Genomic DNA, 17,716 nt, shown 5'->3' with positions numbered 1-17,716 from the left:
ACGAGAGGCCGTTTCAGGCTCATCGTGGACGATTCAGCTACATTCAAACCAGTTCCTGCGCGCCTCCCCGGCGCCGCCACGGCAAGCCCAGTTTTGCCGTCCACGATCAGCCTGAAATGGGCGTCCACGATCGCTGAAATACGCAGGCTGATGTCGCGGGGGTCGTAGCGGAACCGGAACATGCGCTTCAGCTTGGGGTGTTTCGGGTCCATGGCGTTGACCCAGGGACGCAGCACGTCGTGGAAGTAGTGGAGCTTGTCGGTGACGACGCCGTAATCCTGGATGGTCCGCTCGACGAAGGGCATGAAGTCGATGCGCACCTTTTCGCCGTCGGTGCGCCGAGGCGGCAGGCCGCGGCCCGGCTTGGTCTTCGTTCCCAGGATTCCCTCGCGCCACTTGGCCATCGGCGTAGTGCCGATCCCCCGGTGCATGTCGCGGTGATAGCGGGCGAAGAAGAGGGTCATCCACTTCTCCAGTTCATCGAAGGTGGCGCAGGCATTGCCCTCGGCGTCGTAAACGCCTTTCTCGCGCGGGCCGGAGAAGGTGGCACCCTGAACCGACTTCAGATCTTCAGACACTGTGCCCATCAGCCGCTCGATATGGGCGCCATAGTGCGGCACCTTTACCCGACGCAGCTGCAAGTCAATGACGTAAAGGTCGGCAGCGGCGCGCAGCATGTTGCCGCGGAACTCCTTGGCGTTGTCCATGTGCAGAGCGTCCATCACGCCATAGAACGGCCAGTCGATGTCGGCGAGGTCCATCCGAGCCATCCAGGTCTCCTTGGGCAGGATCGCCTGCGAGACGCACATGCCAGCGGACATGGCCGACGGCGGGTCGAGCGACAAGTAAATGCCAACGCACACCCGGCTGAAAACATCGATGGCCACCGTGATCCAGGGGCGGTTGATCGAGCGGCGGTGTACGTCGTCAACGATCATCACCGGCAACAGCGTGTGGTCCATCTGCACGAGGGCCAACGGCCAGTCTGCATCGGGGATGGGGCCTTTGTGGATGTCGTATTTTTCTCGGGCGACCTTCACACCTTCACGGCGCTTGAGTCTCACCTGACCCGAGATCCACTCGATCTGGCGATAGATCGTCGTGCCCGCCGGCAGTGGGCTCAGGCCGGCGTTCGAACACAGGCGCCGAATCTCCTTGACGCTTTTAGCAGGCGACGGCTTTTGCAGCGAGAGGTGCTTGGTGCGGATGTAGTCGTCAACGATGAGCTGAACCTCTGGGCTGAGCCGGCTCTTGCGCGCGCCGCCGCCTCGGCGCAACGGCAGCAGCGACGAGAGCAGCCCGGAGTCGCGATAGGCGCCCACCCAGCGATAGACCGTGGCCGTGCTGACCCCTGCAGCCTCGGCCGCCGCCGTGTAGTCCGCGTTGGTGCGGCCATTGCGGCCCGCCATCAGCGGCGCGATGACTTGAAGCCTGGACTCGGCAACCTCCCAGTCCTCGGCCGGAACGCTTTCCAGCTCAATGTCGGGTGCGGCATAGCTCGTCGGGGATTGGTGGACGGGCGGCTCGATGGTTCCGATCTTGAGCAAGACCTTCTCATCCGAGGAGGGCTCGCGAGCCATGACCAGGTTGAGATCCACGACCCGCAGCACGGTGTAGTCACGACCGTTGTGAGAGACCACCGCGCCCTTGCTGATGTGCAGTACGGCCGGTCGTTTGGGTGCAAGCGGCTTGGGCGGCGGAGCGGTCACAGAATCTCCTCGGGCAGCCACAGGGGCACGTCGGCGCCGAAGACAACGTCCCAATCGGCGGCGATGCGGCGCGTCGCCACCAGGTGCCAGAGCGTCGGGAGGATTTCTGCGCGCGCCTCATCCGTTGCGGCGAGCGAATCCAGCAGCTGTTCGGAGCTGCCCTGACCGCCCATGGCGGCCAGGGCGTTGAACACGGCAGCGACCCCCGCGGCGGGCGGCTCGGTGCGCCGGTAGGCCCGAAGGAACTTGAGGTTGCGGAGCTTGGGCGTGCGAATGTCCCGCTCGGTCTTGCACACGAAGATCCAGCCACGTTCCTGCGCGTAGGTCGTTGCGGCGGCGAACTTGGGCGCGTACTTGGCCTTGTTGTCCTGGAGGTCCTCCAGCGACTTGACCTCCGTGAGTTCACTGGGCCTCGTTTGCCCTTCCGGCCCAGCGCAGAAATGGACCAGCGTGTCGGGCACGTAGCCGCGGGGGACGCCCTCGACCGGGACCCGGACCGGCTGAACCTCGTAGCTCTCCACCCAAGGGTCGAAGTCCAGGTGGATCAGGTAGTCGTTCTCCAGCAAGGATTCGAATTCGGCGGCGCTGTCGCTCTTGCTGGTCGCGTGGAGGCCGGTGACCGAGACATGGCTCTTGGGGACCTTTCGGACGGGCAATGGGCGCTCCCTGAGTAGAGGCGGGCGGGTCAAGTCTAGCCAGTCGCGATGCCAGTCCGGCGTGGCAGCCAAGTCCGAAGCACCACGGCTTCCCTAACTTGATAGATGAGATTACATTTTGTGTCGTGGTCGAGGGTGGCCGCTGGGGGAGCAAATGGCACACATCAAGCCTGGGCCCAAGCCCAAGAAAGAGGACGGTTCAGACGACAGGCGGCGCCACGTCGATCCGCCCAATGCACCAAAGCACCCGACGCTGCCGATCCATAAGCCGCAACCGAAAAAGTAGTGGTTGTCGCAGTCGGCGTTGCCGACGGATGCAACTGATTTCGAGCGGGTTATAGGCAGCTAGAAAGAAGCCGCCGTTGTCGTAGGCTGGCCGCGAGTTCTTCGTGGGGCGTCGGGACGCCCATGCGAAGGGTTCGTCGGCTGAGCTGGGGCTGCTGACAGCCCGGGCGCGCAATCAGTTCCAAGCAACTTGCTCTGACCATGTCCCTCCCTGCCCAACTCGCCGATGTCACGCAAGCGGACATTGACGCGCTCATTTCTACCGGTGCTCAGGAAGGCCAACAGCTTGATTTCAAGCGTGACTTCCCGGCGCAGTGGAGCGACAGCGCGAAGGCGAAGCTCGTCGCCGATGTCATAGCCTTCGCGAACGCCGGTGGCGGAGATGTCATCTACGGTGTCGACGAGGACACAGAGGCGCGGGCTTCAAAGGTCGTCCCGCAGACCCTGGCTAACGTCGACCAGCAGGTCAGGACTATTCAGCAGATTGCGCAGGACCAGACCGAGCCTCGCGTTGCTGGCGTCGAGGTGCGAGCCATTCCCGTCGCGGTGGGAGAGGTTACAGGCCATGTCGTCGTCGTGAGGATTCGGCAGAGCTGGGCGGCGCCTCATCGAAGCCGCATGAACAACCACTTTCATGTGCGCGAGGGTGTTCGTAACCGGCCGCTGGATGTGCCGGAAGTGGGTGCGATGTTCTTGCGGGCGGAGAGCCTGGGACAAAAACTCAGGGATTTCCGCAGCGACCGGCTGGCCAAGATCGTTTCCGGCCAGGCGCCGGTGAGCCTGGGCGGCAATCCGAAGCTCGTCGTGTTGGCCATACCCACGCAGGCAGCGGTGGGACAGGCCTATATCGACCCGGTTCCCTATCTGCGGCGCGAGAGAAAACTGCCCACGCTAGACAAGCACACCTCGGCTTCCTCCATCGCAATGAACTTTGATGGTGCTGTCGCCCCACTTGGATATTCCGGTCAGCCTGACGGCTATACACAGCAATTCAGGCAGGGCTTCTTCGAGACGGTGTGGGAGCTGGCTGTGTTGAACGGCCAGACAAAGCCAGGGTTGCCCGGCCTCAGGTACGAGGAGTTCGTGATCTTCTTTTTGGAAGGTGTACGTGGCCAGCTGAAGGCGAGCGGGCTGTCGTTGGAACTCGCGGTTTTCGTGTCACTGCTTGGCGCCAACGAAACCGTCATGCACATTCCGTCTTCGATGGGCTGGAGTTGGGGACACGAGAACAAGGTGTTTGACCGACAGGACATCTTGTTGCCGGAGGTGTTGATTCCGGCAGACGTGTCCATCGGCAAGGGGATGCGCCCGGCGTTCGATCTGATGTGTCAAGCCGCTGGCGCGGAAGGTTCTGCGAACTATGGCGAGGACGGCGAATGGAAGAAGCCGTCTGCAGGCGGATAGCCGCACCACAAAAGGGGATGAGGCCCGAAATGGGTGACAACGAGGTAGGCCATGAAGGGCCTGCGCAATCAATGGCCGCCCTGGCTGACCCACGCGCGTTCATTACTCTGATGGCAGGCGCTTTATTTCGGCCACGAGCTGGAGCTGCTGCAAATAGTCGTTGTGAAACCGGGCCAGCCATCGGACGACGTGGACGTTTTCCAGCAGGGACTTGATATGCGCCTTGATGATGGCCAGCTGCAGCGTGAGATCGCCGTAGGTCTCCTCGATCAACTTGGTATCAGCCTGCATAGCGGCCAGCTCGCGCTGAAGACGCTGCACGGTTTCGGTCGCACCTGAGCGCTGCACCTTCACTTTGGTGTCCGGTGCGAGCTGGTCGGGTGGGGTGTGCTGCAGCATCGCCTGAGCGAACTTAACGGAGTAGTTCTCAAGGCCAACCATGGTGCGGGCGACGTCAATCTGCCGGAAGTGACTCATCTTGCGCAACACGCCGAACATGGTCCGGCCGGCCGGTTTGTCCGCGAGCAGCCGGACGACTTCATCGCAGATGCCCTCCAGCATGCGGAAGCTGTCGGTGATCGACCGCTCCGACACGTTCAGCGCGGCGGCTAGGCGCTGCACCGAAGCGCCACGCTCTGCCGCCCGCACGATCATCTTGTGCTCCTGGACCACCGACAGCCGGCTGACGCGCTTGTTGTAGGTGTAGCCTTCATCGTCCGTCGAGACGAGGCACATCGCCCGATTGACGCCGAGCTCACCCAATGCCATGTGTCTGAGGTGCCCATCCAGAATCTGAAACGCGCCCTGGTGCGCCGGGTGATGGATCACGACCAACGGCTCGACGAGCCCGATCTCCGACAAGGAAGATTTGACCTGCTTGTACTTGACGCTGATCTTGAGGGTCGAAGGTACCACCCGGCTCGGATGGAGCTGGTCCAGCGGGACCTCGATGCAGTCCAGCTCGAAGCCCAGGCGGATGGATTTGACGGGCTTGTCCATCAGACCAGCCCCGACTTCTTCGCCATGTCCACCAGCGGCTTCGGCATGTTGGTCAGCCCTTCGGCCTTGAGCAACTTGCGGAACTCGGCGTTGGCGAGAAGCTCCTTGAAGATCTGCTGGACGACGGTCAGCGTGGATTGGGTGTTTTCAGCGCGCTTCTGGATTCGCCGGTGCTCGTCGGCATTGCACTGATAGAGCTTGGTCAGCTCCTCGGGGGTCATCCGCTTGTACTGGGAACCACCGCGGCCGTAGATCTCTGGACTGTGCCGCTTGCCGCTGCGTGCTCGGTTCTCGAGGATGCGCCGCATCACTGCGACCTTGCGGCCCTTGAGGTCACCACGGTTGTACGCCTCGAGCAGCAGCTCCTGCGCTTCACTGTCATTGGCCCGGGCGATCTGCACAGCGATGTGCAGCGGGACGTGCCCAGCCTCTGCTGCGGTCAGCAGCCGACGCTCGCCGCGTTCGAGCAGCGAGCCAACATGGTTGACCCACGACGCTGTGCAGCCGATCTTCTTGCCGATCTCGGCGTCCGAGTAGCCTTTGCTGCGAAGCACACCCACCTGTTCCAGCATCTCGCTGGCGCGAGGGGTGCGACGGGCGATGTTTTCCACCAGGCTCATGACATGTCCAGTCTCCTCATCGGTGTCGATGACCAGTGCAGCGATGTGCGACTGGCCCAGCGCTTTGCAGGATTCCAGTCGACCTTGGCCGCAGATCAGTGCGAACTTGGTGCCTTCGTCGCTGACGGGCAGTCGCCGAACGGTGATGGGGCGTTTGAGGCCGATCTGGCCGATGTTGTCAGTGATCTCCTTGTGCAGCCGGGTGTTGCGGACACGAGGGTTCTCAACCCGCACGGCCTCGATCGGGATCATCTCGACGCGGGAAGCTTTGCCTTTCATGCAGCCTCCGCGTATGCGGTCCTGGCGCAGAGCGCATAGAAATCGTCGAGCGCATCCACCCGATAGAAGTCGAGCGATAAGCCGTTGGCCTCCCGCTCTGGAAGCTGCGAGGCCGCGAAGTCCAATGACGGTAGGACGTAAAAGTCGAACGGATCGCGGTTGGACTGATCCATCCGCGTGACGATCGTGATGTCGGGCTCCAGGCTGGCGTCCAAGCGGATGAGCCATCGGAACTTGCCGGCCGGCGTGGGCTTGCATCGAGCGACGACGACCGACACGGTGAACTCCTCGTTCACCGTGAGTAGGTCCGTGTCTTTGTTCGACCTGGCGTAGCCACCCACATCACTGATGCCCTGCGCGACGCGCTGCATCACCGTCGGGTGGTATCGACGCAGAGCCCGGTTGATCTCAAGGTAGGCGCAGTCCCGTCGAGGCTGAAAGCCGACGAGGTCGTACGCTCGGTACAGGCTGCCGAAGCGGCTCCTGTAGCTGGAGGAGGACGGCAATCCGTCCTCCTCGTCGATCAGAACTCCGGACAGACCACCATGACGCTCAAGCACCCGGCGCAGCAGCGCCAGCATTTCGTCGTCATCGAGATGGCGCGAGCGCTGCGCAATGATGGCCTGCACCTGCCAGAACAGGTCCGGGCGAACGATTGCCTCAAAGGCGCCATCCTTGCGGATCCACTCCGACGGCGGGTTCTGCTTGTGCTCGATCTTCAGCTTGAACGAGGTTCGGTTGTAGACGTTGTTGCCGATGTACTTCTCGTTGGTCAGCACCTGATGCACGGTGCCGCGGGTCCAGGGGCGCCCGAGATCGGTCTTGAGGCCCTGCCGGTTCAGCTCAGACGCGATCACGCGCTCGGGCTTGGCATCTTCGAGGAACAGCCGATAGATTTGGTGGACCGTGGCGACTTCGGCTTGCGGGCCGGGGACCAGAAAGACGCGGTCGGTCTGGATGCTCTTCTTCTCGCCGCGAGTGAGCTGTCCCTTGATGTTGTGGTGTTCATCGACGAGTTGTCGGCGCAGGCCAAAACCGGGTGCGCCTCCCTGCCGGTAGCCGCGCTGCACGAGATTGCGATGGCCGGCGAAGACCTTGACCGACAGCTCACGGCTGTACTCTGCTGCCATGCTTCGCTTCAGGCCGACCATGACCGTCGACGACAGGGATCCATCGTTCTTGAACTGTTCGGCGCAATAGATGATGCGGATGCCGCGCCGCTTGCAGGTTTGCTCGTACACCGCGGCCTCGTCCGGATCCGGGAAGCGGCCCCAGCGACTGATGTCGTAGACGAGGACTGCGGAAAAGCCCGGGTGCGGCGCGCACACGTCGTCGAGCAGTTGCTGCAACCCTGGCCGACCACGCAAATTCAGGCCGCTCTTGCCGGCGTCCATGTAGGTTCGGACGACCTGCATCTTGTGCAGCTCGGCGTAGGCTGCGATGACCTGGGATTGGTTGTCTGTGGAGTACTTTTGATGCTCCGTCGACATGCGCACGTACTGCGCCACGGGTAGCAGGTCGTTTGGTGCCGCTCGCAAATCGGACTCGACGTGCAAGCGCAGATTCGATCCCTCAGTCATCGCAGCCCTCCCGGGCAGACGGTCATCGGAAGGTCATCGTTGCCGCCCAAAGTGACAGTTAGATGATGCTTTCATGGCGAAGGCGCTTTTCATCTAGGGGGTGAACTGGTCCTGAAGTTCGTTCTGAGTTCATCGGATCGAAAACGGGCGGCTGAAGGCACGCCAAGTACAGGCCGACAGCGACCACCGCCAATTGGACGCTCACGCTGGTGGCCGACTCAGTAGCATCGCTAGTGGACTGCGTTGGACAAGGCCGATAGCCTCGCCCCAAAATGGGAGGCCCAAAATGGGTGATGGCGAGGCTAGCTCCGAGGTTCCGGAGCACACAATGGCAGCTTTGGCCGAAGCGATGCTTCAGGCACAAGCCGCTGAACAAAAACTTAGAACCACGGCAGGGGCGACGGAATCGCGTTTGAGCGCACTGGAGGCGCAAATTCGCACCGCCTCCGACCAACTACAGCAGCTCACGGCTGGCATGGCGGCCCGAGTGGAGGCCTTGGAGACGCTGGTCGCCCGGGCCAAGAGCCTCGTAGATCAAACAGAAGAGTTCAACCGCAGGGCCAACAGTGAAAGCGGGTACGCGTTCAATGCCAAGGTGAACGCCGAGGAGCATGCGAAGGTCATTTCGCAGGTGCGCGGCGCAGCTGAGGTCGACTTGGCGGCCGTGGCCGCCAGTAAGACAGCGGCCGAAAACCATGCCCAGGTGGTAGCTCAGGTCAGGGCGAATGCCGACGCCGTGATGCAAGTGGTTTCCAGCCTCAAAGAGAAGGCCTCCAGGGATTCCGAACTCATCAACAGTTCGGCTGAGCGCGTCCAAGCGAGCATGCCTGCTATTGAAAAGGGCGTGGTGGATGCCAACGCCATCAGCGCCTCGAAGGCCAATGCTGAGGCTGCGACGGCAGCCATTCAGACCGTGCAAGGTCAGGCCACTGAGGCTGCAGCCAAGGTGGCTGCTGACGCGGCACAGGTCGCCAAAGCCGAAAAGACAAGCACCAGCCTGGTCGTCGGTATGACGGAGGCGAAGGAACGGGCCGACGGCATGAACGTCAAGTTGGGAGAGTACGAACAAGGCATCCTGGACAAGATGGCTCGGTTCAAGGAGCTTGAAGCCAAGATTGAGGGCCTGGTGCCGGGCGCGACAAGTGCAGGCCTTGCTGCTGCGTTCAGAGACCAGAAGGAGCGCTTCAAGAAGCCACAACTTGCCTGGGTGGGCGTCTTCGTGGTCGCGGTTGTCGCGCTGTTGTTCGCTGCAGTGGTCGGCCTTCCTGCATCTAACGAATCCTGGGATGCCATCTTGAGGCACTTGGTCAATCGGCTGCCGTTGGTGGGTCCGTTGATCTGGCTGGCGATCTACTCAGGCCACCACTACAACATGGCCCTGCGGATGCAGGAGGAGTACGCTTTCAAGGAGGCCGTGTCGAGGGCCTTCGAAGGCTACAAGCGAGAGATGGAGGGGATCGATGCCTCCTCCGAGGATCAGGCCAGGCCGCTGGTGACCTTGTGCGAGAACGTCCTGACAGCCCTTGCTGAGCGCCCGGGGCGAATTTATGAGGGGGGCACCGATGTCGCCACCCCAATGTCTCCGCTGTTGGCAACGCTGAAGGATCTGGTCACAGAGCTAGGAAAACGGTCCAACGATGCAGCCAGCGCCAAGGCCCCGGCAGACGGCGCGCGTTGACAATCCACTCGCGCCAACTTCGCTATTTTTTCTCATTAACTTCGAGAAATTTCGCGGCCGAAAGCCGGCCGTTTCTCAAGTTCTTCGCTGCAATGTCAAACCCGGGCGCTTAACCGGCCAGCGCCGCCGGCCGTGCCGGGCGCGGCTGCGGCGCCATCGGTGGCACCTGCGGCGAGTCGTTCAGGCGCAGGAACTTGAAGCCCGCCAGCTGCGGCTTGTTCTGGCCGGCCTGGCGTGCGTCACGCTCGGCCATACGGGCGATGAAGCCCTGCAGCGTCTCCTCGCGCACCTGCGGCTCGGCCGAGTGCAGCAGACGGCGCGAGCCGTCAGTGCCGGTCACGATGAGCCCGACGTGCGACGCCCACGAATCGTTGCCACGCGTCGAGATCACGTTGACGAAGTCGCCGTCCTGCAATTGCGCCTCGATGGCCGCCACGTCCTGCTTGGCGACGTAGACGTCGTCGAAGGGCTGCACCGGGATGCTGCGCTGGATCTTGAACTGCTTGAGCAGAAAGGCCTGGCGGTCGATGCGCTGGTGGTAGGGCCGGGTTGGTGCGCCCAGCGTGCGGGTCACGTCCGTGACCAGCCAGCTGTTGGCGACGTTCCAGTCCGCCTCGGTGTAGTGGTTGCGCGTGGCCACGCCGATGACGCCGTCGCGGTAGCGGATGCGCTGCAGCACCCAGAAGAACTCCTCCCAGGACGCGCTCAACGCCATCGCATAGGTGTGTTCGGCGAACACCACGCAGTCGCTCTTGGCGAGATCGAACAGCTGCTGGGCGTCGTAGGTCTCGTAGGGGAACTCGCCCAGCAGATACAGCTCATAGGGCTGACCGATGTTCTTGCGCGCCAGCGCCGCGATGCGCTGGCGCAGGTCAGGCTGCTCCAACTGCTGCCAGGCCAGGAAGCGGCCCAACTCGGCCGGCTGCATCTTGAACAGCGGCTTGTTGAGCATGTCGCCCAGTTCGGACGCGGGCAGGCCGACGCGGCCTGCGTTCGCGAGCTGCGCGGCGGTGGGCTCGACGCGCGGCGCGGGGATGGGTTGGGGCTGCGGTTGATGCGCGCAGGCGGACAGCAGCAGCGCGACGGCCAGGGCGGCGAAGGTCTTCTTGGTCATCGCCGCAGTGTCAGCCCGCGGCCCGCGTCGCGGTCATGAGAGCTTGTGCAGCGCCCATAACGCTCGATGAAGCGGTCAGGTCTCGGCCAGCAGCGTCTCGATCAGGCCGTGCAGCGCGGCGAAGTCGGGTTCGCCGACGTAGCGCTTGACGATCTCGCCGCGCTTGTTGATGAGGAAGGTCGTCGGCGTCATCTGCACCGGGCCGAAGGCGTTCGCCACCGCGCCCGTGTTGTCTATGGCCACGCCGAAGGGCAGCTTGCGCGTCTCGGCGTACTTGGCGACGAAGGCCGGCGGGTCGTAGCTCATGGCCACAGCCAGCGTATCCAGGCCGCGCGCCTTGAACTTGTCGTACGTGGCAATGATCTGCGGCATCTCCTTCACGCAGGTCGCGCAGCTGGTGGCCCAGAAGTTCACCAGCATGACCTTGCCGGCCCATTGCTGCGAACTGGCCTTCTGGCCGTTCAGCAGCACATAGTCGACGTCAGGCGCCTGCTCGCGCGCGCAGCCCGGCAACGCGGCGGCACAGACCAGGGCGAGGACGGAGGCGAGAGCGCGGCGCGACAGCATGGCCACATTCTAGGAAAAGCCCGGATGGCCTCTTTGGCACCGGGGTCTCAGGCCCCGCGGCCCAGCTCGAACATCAGCAGCGAAGGCAGGGCGTCCGGCAGGTGGCGGCGCGAGATGCGGGCCACGCCGTCGCTGGTGGCGGTGGACAGCTGGGTGCGGTGCTCGCCGTCGAACATCTCGACGAAGCTGAAGTCCGGGGCGTCGCGACTGATGCCGGCGATCAGCTGTTGCAGCGGCTCGCTCGACAGCGCCGCGTCGAACAGCAGCACATGAGGCAGGCCCTCGCGGCAGAACTGCTCTGCCTCGGCCACGTTGCCGACGACGTCCACCAGCATGCCCATGTGGCGTACCGCAGCCTGGGCCTCGGTGCGCAACTCTCGGTTGGCCGACAGGATGAGCAGCTGGCAGCCCGCCAGCGGGCGAGAGTTGCCGCCCATGCGCTCGGCCTCGGCCTCCAGGCGTGCGTGCGTGCTGTCCGGCGGTGGCGCCTCATCCGGCGCCAGTTGGTTGAACTCCAGCGTCAGGAGCGTGATGCCCGATTCCTGCTCGCGTAGCGGCAGTACACCCAGCGTGATGGCCGTCTGCTCCAGCAGCCGCCAGGCCAGGGAGTCCAGCCCCGGCGTCGGCGCGTGCGGGTCGACATCGTCGCCCAGCAACTCCAGCGAGCGGTGGGCGAAGCGGCAGCTCAGCCTGGCCTTGACGGGCCAGGGCGTCAGGTCCAGGCGCAGGTCGACCGAGGAATGAGTGTTGGCCAGCGCCCAGTCCATCAGCGCGTTCAGCAGCGCGAACAGCAGCGCGCCATCGGCCCAGATCTCCACCGGCTTGAGCGACTGCCGCACCTGCACGCCGCGCGCCTGGGTCTCGCGGCTGCGCTGGGCCAGGACGCTGCGCAGCATCTGCGTCAGGTGCTGGCGCTCGCGGTTCAGGTGCAGGCGGCCGGAGGCCAGGCGGGCCAGTTGCTGGCCCAGCATGCCGGCGGTGCGGGCGTCATCCACGCTGCGGCGCAGCAGCCGCAGGCCGCGGCGGTCGATCTGGCCGGTGGTGGCGAGGTTCTGGATCTGTTCCAGCGCCGCGCTCAGCGGTCCGGCGATCTCGGCGCCGAGTTGCTGGACGATGTCCGCCCACTGGACCGGGGTCGGCTCAGGCATGACATCGTTGGCGGCACTCGCTGGCGCTGAAGAAGGCGGTGTGGACATGACCCGGTGGCTGCGGACCCGAGGCGGATGGTTCTAGGTGGTCGGCCCACCTCGGTGCATGTCTGCATGCTGCGGACAGGCGGGCGCCGCCTCCATCCCCCAGCCAGGGGGAAACCCTTGGTTCAGGGGTGGGAAAGCCCTCACGCGATGATGCCTGTTGTGCGCCAATTCGTGATTTCTTCCACGCTACAGCCGGCTTCGCGCAGCAACTCGTCGCTGTGCTGTCCCAGCAGCGGCGGCGCGTGACGGTAGGCCACGGGCGTGGCCGACAGCTTCATCGGGCTGCCGACGAGGCGCAGGTCGGGTGTGAGGGGATGGGGCATGGCAACCACGGCACCGCGAGCTTGCGCCTGCGGGTCGGCGAGCGCCTCCCCAATGGAGTTGATGGAACCACAGGGCACCTTGGCCGCTTCGAGCGCGGCCAGCCATTCGGCCCGCGGGCGTTGGCGCATGGCCTCTTCCAGCAGCGGCACCAGGACGGCGCGGTGGCGCACGCGTTCCGAGTTGGTCGCGAAGCGCGGGTCGGCAGCCCAGTCCGGCCGGCCGGCGATGCTGCAGAACTTGGCGAACTGGCGGTCGTTGCCCACGGCCAGGATCAGGTGGCCATCGCTGGCCTCGAAGACCTGGTAGGGCACGATGTTCTGGTGCGCGTTGCCCATGCGGCCTGGCGCCTTGCCGCTGCACAGATAGTTGCTGCCCAGGTTGGCCAGCATGGCGAGTTGGGTGTCGAGCAGGGCCATGTCGATGACCTGGCCCTGGCCGGTGGCGTCGCGGTGGCGCAGCGCGGCCAGGATGGCAACGGTGGCGTACATGCCGGTGAAGAGGTCGGCCACCGCCACGCCCACCTTTTGCGGACCGCCGCCGGGTAGGTCATCGCGCTCGCCGGTGACGCTCATCAGACCGCCCATGCCCTGTATGGCGTAGTCGTAGCCGGCGCGCTCGGCATACGGCCCGGTCTGGCCGAAGCCGGTGATGGAGCAGACGACGAGGCCGGGGTGCTCTGCCAGCAGGCTCTGCGCGTCCAGCCCGTAGCGGGCAAGATCGCCAACCTTGAAGTTCTCGACCAGCACGTCCACCTGGCCGGCCAGCCGGCGCACGATGGCCTGGCCCTCGGGCCTGGACAGATCCACCGCCAGCGAGCGCTTGTTGCGGTTGGCGCCCAGGAAGTAGGCGGACTCGGAAGTGTCCTGGCCGTCGCTGTCCTTCAGATAGGGCGGTCCCCAGGCCCGGGTGTCGTCGCCGCTGCCGGGGCGTTCGATCTTGATGACGTCGGCGCCCAGGTCCGCCAGGTTCTGGGTGCACCAGGGGCCGGCAAGCACCCGCGACAGGTCGAGCACGCGCACGCCCGCCAGGGCTTGGGGAAGAGGCAGATGTTGCATCGCGGAATTGTCGCGGGCCGGTTGTCGATAATTCGGCATGCACCCGAGGATGACTGCCGGATTTGCCCTAATGCTGAGCCTGCTGGCCGCCTGCCAGCCCGCGCTGAACTGGCGCGAGTCTCGACCGGCAGGGTCGGGCATCCTGGCCCTCTTTCCGTGCAAGCCCGAGGTCGAGCAGCGTCCCGGCATGGGCCTGGCCCATTGCGAGGCTGCGGGCCGGCGCTTTGCGCTGTCCTGGGCCGATCTGCCCGATCCCACCCAGACGGGCCCGGCTCTGAAGGCCATGCCCCGGGCCCTGGCTGACAAGTTGGGGCGGCCGCTGCCGCCGGGCGCGGCGCTGCAGGTGCCGGGCATGACGCCCCTGCCCGAGGCCGCACAGTACCGGATCGCCGCACCCGGCGGCTTCACGCAGGTCGCCGTGTTCGCCCATGGCGGGCGGGTCTACCAGGCGCTGATGACGGCCGATCGGGAAGATCTGGCGGTCTGGGAGAGCTTCCGCGCCGGGCTGGCCGTCGAGGTCGCCCGCTAACATCCTGCCCTATGCCCAACCTGCTCGTGATCGCCCATGCGCCGCTGGCCTCCGCACTGCGGCAGGTGGCCGAGCACACCTTCCCGGACTGCGCACCGACGCTGACCGTGCTGGATGTCCAGCCCGGCATGTGTGCGGACGACGTCGAGACGTCCGCACGCGCGCTGATGGCCGCGGCCGGCGCGTCCGAGTGGCTGGTGTTGACCGATGTCTTCGGCGCGACGCCCAGCAACGGCGCCCAGCGCCTGGCGGGGGAGCAGGTGCAGGTGCTCAGCGGTGTCAGCGTGCCCATGCTGTGGCGCACGCTCTGCTACGCCAGCCAGAAGCCTTTGACCGAGCTGGCCCGGCGCGCCATGCAGGGCGCGGTCACCGGCATCGTCGCCACGCCTCCCTTGCCCCCCGACGAATGATCAAGTCCAACCTCACCATCAGCAACAAACTGGGTCTTCACGCGCGCGCCTCGGCCAAGCTGACCAAGCTGGCCGGCAGCTTCAAATGCGAGATTTACATGAGCCGCAACGGCCGGCGTGTGAACGCCAAGAGCATCATGGGCGTCATGATGCTGGCCGCCGGCATCGGCGCGATGGTCGAGCTGGAGACGGACGGGGAGGACGAGCAGGCCGCCCAGGAGGCGATAGCCGCCCTCGTCAACGACAAGTTCGGCGAAGGCCAGTGAGCCTCAGCCGCCCAGGCGGCGAAAGCGCGCAGGCAGGTCGGCCGTGCGCAGCAGCAGCGGCAGGTCGGCGGTGTTGAAGTCGGGGTCCCAGGCGGGCTCGCCCATCAGCTTGGCGCCGCAGCGCAGATAGCCGCGGATCAGCGCCGGCGGCTCGACTGCCAAGTCCTGGCGCAGGTGCTCGATGGGCAGCGGCAGGCGCGGGCGCACTCGGCAGTCGATGGGGGCGAGGTGGTCCGCGGCGATCTGCTTCCACAGGCTGGCCGCGAAGTGGCCGCCGTCGCGCATGCTGACGCTGGCGCAGCCGATCACGGTGTCCAGCCCGTTGCGGGCCATGAATTCGGCCAGCGCACCCCAGAGCGTCAGGATGGCGCCGCCGCTGCGGTGCTCGGGATGCACGCAGGAGCGGCCGATCTCGGCGACGCGGGAGCGCAGGCCGCGCAGCCGGGTCAGGTCGAACTCGGTGTCGCTGTACAGGCCGCCGGCGCGCTTGGCTGCGGCCGGGGTCAGCACGCGGTAAGTACCCACCACGGGGCCTGGTTCGCCGTCCTCATCATGGGCGCGCACCAGGAGGTGCTCGCAATAGGCGTCGAAGAGGTCGACGTCCAGGCCGACTGGCGCGTCCTTGGGCGGCGCCAGCCGGGCGCCCATCTCGACGGCGAAGACCTGGTAGCGCAGCGCCTGGGCTTCGCGCACCTCGGACTCGCTGCGGGCCCAGCTGACGCTGAGGCGGGGGGAGGCGCTGCGCTGCGGGCGCTGCAGGGCGGGGGCATGCGACAGCGCATGCGTGACGATTTGGCTGCGGTTCATGGCCGTCATGCTGGGCGGCGGCTTTGACGCGACCGTGAAGACCCTATGAAAAAACCGTGACGGACCTAACCTTTGCAACAGGCTACATTGGCCCCTCGATCTGCGGGGAGCGCTGATGAGTTTTCAGGTGTTCGGCATTGCGGTCTCGCGTGGCGTGGCCATTGGTCGCGCCGTGCTGGTGGCCTCCAGCCGGGTGGACGTGGCCCACTATTTCGTCGCGCCCGGAGAAGTCCAGGCCGAGATCGACCGCTTGCTGCGTGCGCGCGACGCCGTCGTGCAGGAGTTGGTGACCCTGAAGGAGGAGTTGCCGGAGGACGCCCCCCATGAACTGGCCGCCCTGCTCGACGTGCACCTGATGCTGCTGCACGACGAGGCCTTCACCGGTGGCGCCAGCCACTGGATCGTGGAGCGCCACTACAACGCGGAATGGGCGCTTTCCGCCCAGCTCGAGGTGCTGGCGCGCCAGTTCGACGAGATGGAGGACGACTATCTGCGGGAGCGCAAGGCAGACCTGGAGCAACTCGTCGAGCGCGTCCTGGGCGCGCTCGCCCAGGAGCAGGGCGACACGCCCACGCCCGTCACGCCGCGCGACTTCGCCGGCGAGGACCCGCTGCTGCTGGTCGCCGCGGACATCGCGCCGGCCGACATGATCCAGTTCAAGCGCAGCGTCTTCCGCGGCTTCATCACCGACATCGGCGGCAAGACCTCGCACACCGCCATCGTGGCGCGCAGCATGGACATCCCGGCGGTGGTCGGCACGCGCGAGGCCTCACGCCTCATCATGCAGGACGACTGGGTCATCATCGACGGCGATGCCGGCACCGTCATCGTCAACCCCTCGCCCATCGTGCTGGAGGAGTACCGCTTTCGCCAGCGCCAGAGCGAACTGGAGCGCGCCCGGTTGGGCCGACTGCGCCACACACCGGCCGTCACGCTGGACGGCGAACACATCGAGTTGCACGCCAACATCGAGATGCCGGCGGATGCGGAGGCCGCCGTCGAAGCCGGCGCAACCGGCGTCGGCCTGTTCCGCAGCGAGTTCCTGTTCATGAACCGTGACGGCGAGCTGCCCAGCGAAGACGAGCAGTTCGCCGCCTACAAGGCCGCCGTCGTCGCGATGAAGGGCATGCCGGTCACGATACGCACCGTCGACGTCGGGGCCGACAAGCCGCTGGACCGGCTGACCGTCAACGAGTTGCGCCATGAACATGTGCTCAACCCGGCGATGGGCCTGCGTGCCATCCGATGGAGTCTTGCCGAGCCCAGCATGTTCCGCCAGCAGCTGCGCGCCATCTTCAGGGCCAGTGCCTTTGGCAAGGTCAGGTTGCTGATCCCGATGGTGGCCCATTTGTCCGAGGTCCGGCAGATCCTCGACGCGGTGCGCAAGGTGCAGCAACAACTCACGGATGCCGGCCACGCTTACACCCGGGTGGAGCTGGGCGTCATGATCGAGATTCCGGCCGCCGCCGTCATGCTGCCGCTGCTGTTGCGCCACGTGGATTTCGTGTCCATTGGCACCAACGACCTGATCCAGTACACGCTGGCCATCGATCGTGCCGACGAAGCGGTGGCGCATCTCTACGACCCCTGGCACCCGGCCGTGCTGCAGTTGATCAGCCAGTCCATCGCCCAGGCGCGGGCCGCGGGAAAGAGCGTCAGCGTCTGCGGGGAGATGGCCGGCGACCCGGTCTTCACCGAGCTGCTGCTGGCCATGGGGCTGCGCAGCTTCTCCATGCATCCGTCGCAGATCCCCGCAGTGAAGCAGCGCGTACTGCGCGCCGACAGCCAGCGGCTGGCGGTCGCGCTACCGCGCATCCTTGACAGCGAGGACCCGCAGGCCGCTGCGGACAAGGAGCTTGCGCCGGTCAGGAGCGGCTCGATAGCCGTGCATTGAGCAGGCCCCTGCAGCCTGCCTCGCTATATACAGAGGTAGCGAAGCGGCTCCACACCGCCCCTCCAGGCGTCGACGCAGAAAGTCTTGCGCGGCCCAAAAATCCTGTGCTACAGTAGAGGGCTTCGCTGATCACAAAGCGCAGCGCGAACCGGAAGGGGCGTGCGGCAAGTGGGAAGCGAAGCCGGGCTGAGAGGCCTGGGGCGGGCTGGAGTTGCTCGTTGGGTGCCGAGGGGATTCGAAAAGAAATCTTCAAAAAGTACTTGACGACGCTGCGAAAGCGGATCAAAATCCCGCCTCTTTGCTGCTGACGAATGAATTGCGAAAGCGACGAATTCGAGGGTGGC

16 protein-coding genes are annotated in these 17,716 nt (G+C 65.3%); 6 read left to right on the top strand and 10 right to left on the bottom strand.

Annotated features, from left to right (window positions below; translation table 11 throughout):
- Both JOY88_RS14905 and JOY88_RS14900 read right to left on the bottom strand, forming a co-directional pair.
- Window positions 1–1,709: TnsB C-terminal domain-containing protein (locus JOY88_RS14905; protein WP_293503419.1), on the bottom strand; the 1,709-nt coding region annotated here is incomplete at its 3' end.
- Complete coding sequence (locus JOY88_RS14900; RefSeq protein WP_293503418.1) at window positions 1,706–2,365, bottom strand: TnsA endonuclease N-terminal domain-containing protein; 660 nt, start codon at window positions 2,363–2,365, stop codon at window positions 1,706–1,708. The genes JOY88_RS14905 and JOY88_RS14900, both read right to left, overlap by 4 nt.
- A gap of 486 nt (window positions 2,366–2,851) precedes the next feature.
- On the opposite strand from JOY88_RS14900, the gene JOY88_RS14895 reads away from it, so the two are divergent.
- Window positions 2,852–4,054, top strand: a complete 1,203-nt coding sequence (locus tag JOY88_RS14895) for an AlbA family DNA-binding domain-containing protein (protein ID WP_293503417.1) — start codon at window positions 2,852–2,854, stop codon at window positions 4,052–4,054.
- A gap of 102 nt (window positions 4,055–4,156) precedes the next feature.
- Here the strand turns inward: JOY88_RS14895 and JOY88_RS14890 are convergent, their stop codons facing one another.
- The 3 genes from JOY88_RS14890 to JOY88_RS14880 are packed head-to-tail and all read right to left on the bottom strand — an operon-like array spanning window position 4,157 to window position 7,532.
- On the bottom strand, window positions 4,157–5,053 hold the full coding sequence (locus JOY88_RS14890; RefSeq protein WP_293503416.1) for a plasmid partitioning protein RepB C-terminal domain-containing protein: 897 nt from the start codon (window positions 5,051–5,053) through the stop codon (window positions 4,157–4,159).
- On the bottom strand, window positions 5,053–5,952 hold the full coding sequence (locus JOY88_RS14885; RefSeq protein ID WP_293503415.1) for a plasmid partitioning protein RepB C-terminal domain-containing protein: 900 nt from the start codon (window positions 5,950–5,952) through the stop codon (window positions 5,053–5,055). The genes JOY88_RS14890 and JOY88_RS14885 overlap by 1 nt, the downstream gene beginning before the upstream one ends.
- Window positions 5,949–7,532, bottom strand: coding sequence for a recombinase family protein (locus JOY88_RS14880; protein ID WP_524539225.1), 1,584 nt, complete (start codon window positions 7,530–7,532; stop codon window positions 5,949–5,951). Before JOY88_RS14880 ends, JOY88_RS14885 begins: the two co-directional genes overlap by 4 nt.
- 328 nt (window positions 7,533–7,860) lie before the next feature.
- Here JOY88_RS14880 and JOY88_RS14875 point away from each other — a divergent pair, with 328 nt between their 5' ends.
- Window positions 7,861–9,210 (top strand): hypothetical protein, encoded by a 1,350-nt coding sequence (locus JOY88_RS14875; RefSeq protein ID WP_293503413.1) that lies wholly within the window; start codon window positions 7,861–7,863, stop codon window positions 9,208–9,210.
- Window positions 9,211–9,319: 109 nt separating this feature from the next.
- Here JOY88_RS14875 and JOY88_RS14870 read toward each other — a convergent pair whose 3' ends face one another.
- The 4 genes from JOY88_RS14870 to JOY88_RS14855 all read right to left on the bottom strand — a co-directional run bounded on the left by JOY88_RS14870 (window position 9,320) and on the right by JOY88_RS14855 (window position 13,466).
- Entirely contained in the window at window positions 9,320–10,324 is a 1,005-nt protein-coding gene (locus tag JOY88_RS14870; RefSeq protein WP_293503412.1) for an N-acetylmuramoyl-L-alanine amidase-like domain-containing protein, read from the bottom strand.
- Window positions 10,325–10,399: 75 nt separating this feature from the next.
- A complete protein-coding gene (locus JOY88_RS14865; RefSeq protein WP_293503411.1) occupies window positions 10,400–10,891 on the bottom strand; it encodes a peroxiredoxin family protein in 492 nt (163 codons plus the stop codon).
- Window positions 10,892–10,938: 47 nt separating this feature from the next.
- Window positions 10,939–12,039 (bottom strand): hypothetical protein, encoded by a 1,101-nt coding sequence (locus JOY88_RS14860; RefSeq protein WP_293503410.1) that lies wholly within the window; start codon window positions 12,037–12,039, stop codon window positions 10,939–10,941.
- Between the two features lie 188 nt (window positions 12,040–12,227).
- Complete coding sequence (locus JOY88_RS14855; RefSeq protein WP_293503409.1) at window positions 12,228–13,466, bottom strand: CaiB/BaiF CoA transferase family protein; 1,239 nt, start codon at window positions 13,464–13,466, stop codon at window positions 12,228–12,230.
- A 70-nt stretch (window positions 13,467–13,536) separates the two neighbouring features.
- On the opposite strand from JOY88_RS14855, the gene JOY88_RS14850 reads away from it, so the two are divergent.
- From JOY88_RS14850 to JOY88_RS14840, 3 genes are read left to right on the top strand one after another with little or no spacing between them, the layout of a single operon-like run.
- Window positions 13,537–13,995 (top strand): hypothetical protein, encoded by a 459-nt coding sequence (locus JOY88_RS14850; protein WP_293503408.1) that lies wholly within the window; start codon window positions 13,537–13,539, stop codon window positions 13,993–13,995.
- An 11-nt stretch (window positions 13,996–14,006) separates the two neighbouring features.
- Complete coding sequence (locus tag JOY88_RS14845) at window positions 14,007–14,405, top strand: PTS sugar transporter subunit IIA (RefSeq protein WP_293503407.1); 399 nt, start codon at window positions 14,007–14,009, stop codon at window positions 14,403–14,405.
- Complete coding sequence (locus tag JOY88_RS14840; protein ID WP_293503406.1) at window positions 14,402–14,671, top strand: HPr family phosphocarrier protein; 270 nt, start codon at window positions 14,402–14,404, stop codon at window positions 14,669–14,671. The genes JOY88_RS14845 and JOY88_RS14840 overlap by 4 nt, the downstream gene beginning before the upstream one ends.
- A gap of 3 nt (window positions 14,672–14,674) precedes the next feature.
- On the opposite strand, the gene JOY88_RS14835 is transcribed toward JOY88_RS14840, so the two are convergent.
- Window positions 14,675–15,478: a GNAT family N-acetyltransferase gene (locus JOY88_RS14835; RefSeq protein WP_293503405.1), complete on the bottom strand. Its 804-nt coding sequence runs from the start codon at window positions 15,476–15,478 to the stop codon at window positions 14,675–14,677.
- Window positions 15,479–15,593: 115 nt separating this feature from the next.
- Between JOY88_RS14835 and ptsP the strand changes: the two genes are divergently transcribed.
- Window positions 15,594–17,372: a phosphoenolpyruvate--protein phosphotransferase gene (gene ptsP / locus JOY88_RS14830; protein WP_293503404.1), complete on the top strand. Its 1,779-nt coding sequence runs from the start codon at window positions 15,594–15,596 to the stop codon at window positions 17,370–17,372.
- The last annotated feature ends 344 nt before the right edge of the window (window positions 17,373–17,716 follow it).

The organism is Roseateles sp. (genome assembly GCF_019237615.1).
Lineage (GTDB): Bacteria > Pseudomonadota > Gammaproteobacteria > Burkholderiales > Burkholderiaceae_C > Pelomonas.
Note: the sequence above shows the minus strand (reverse complement) of the source record. Positions and strands in the feature narration are given on the sequence as shown.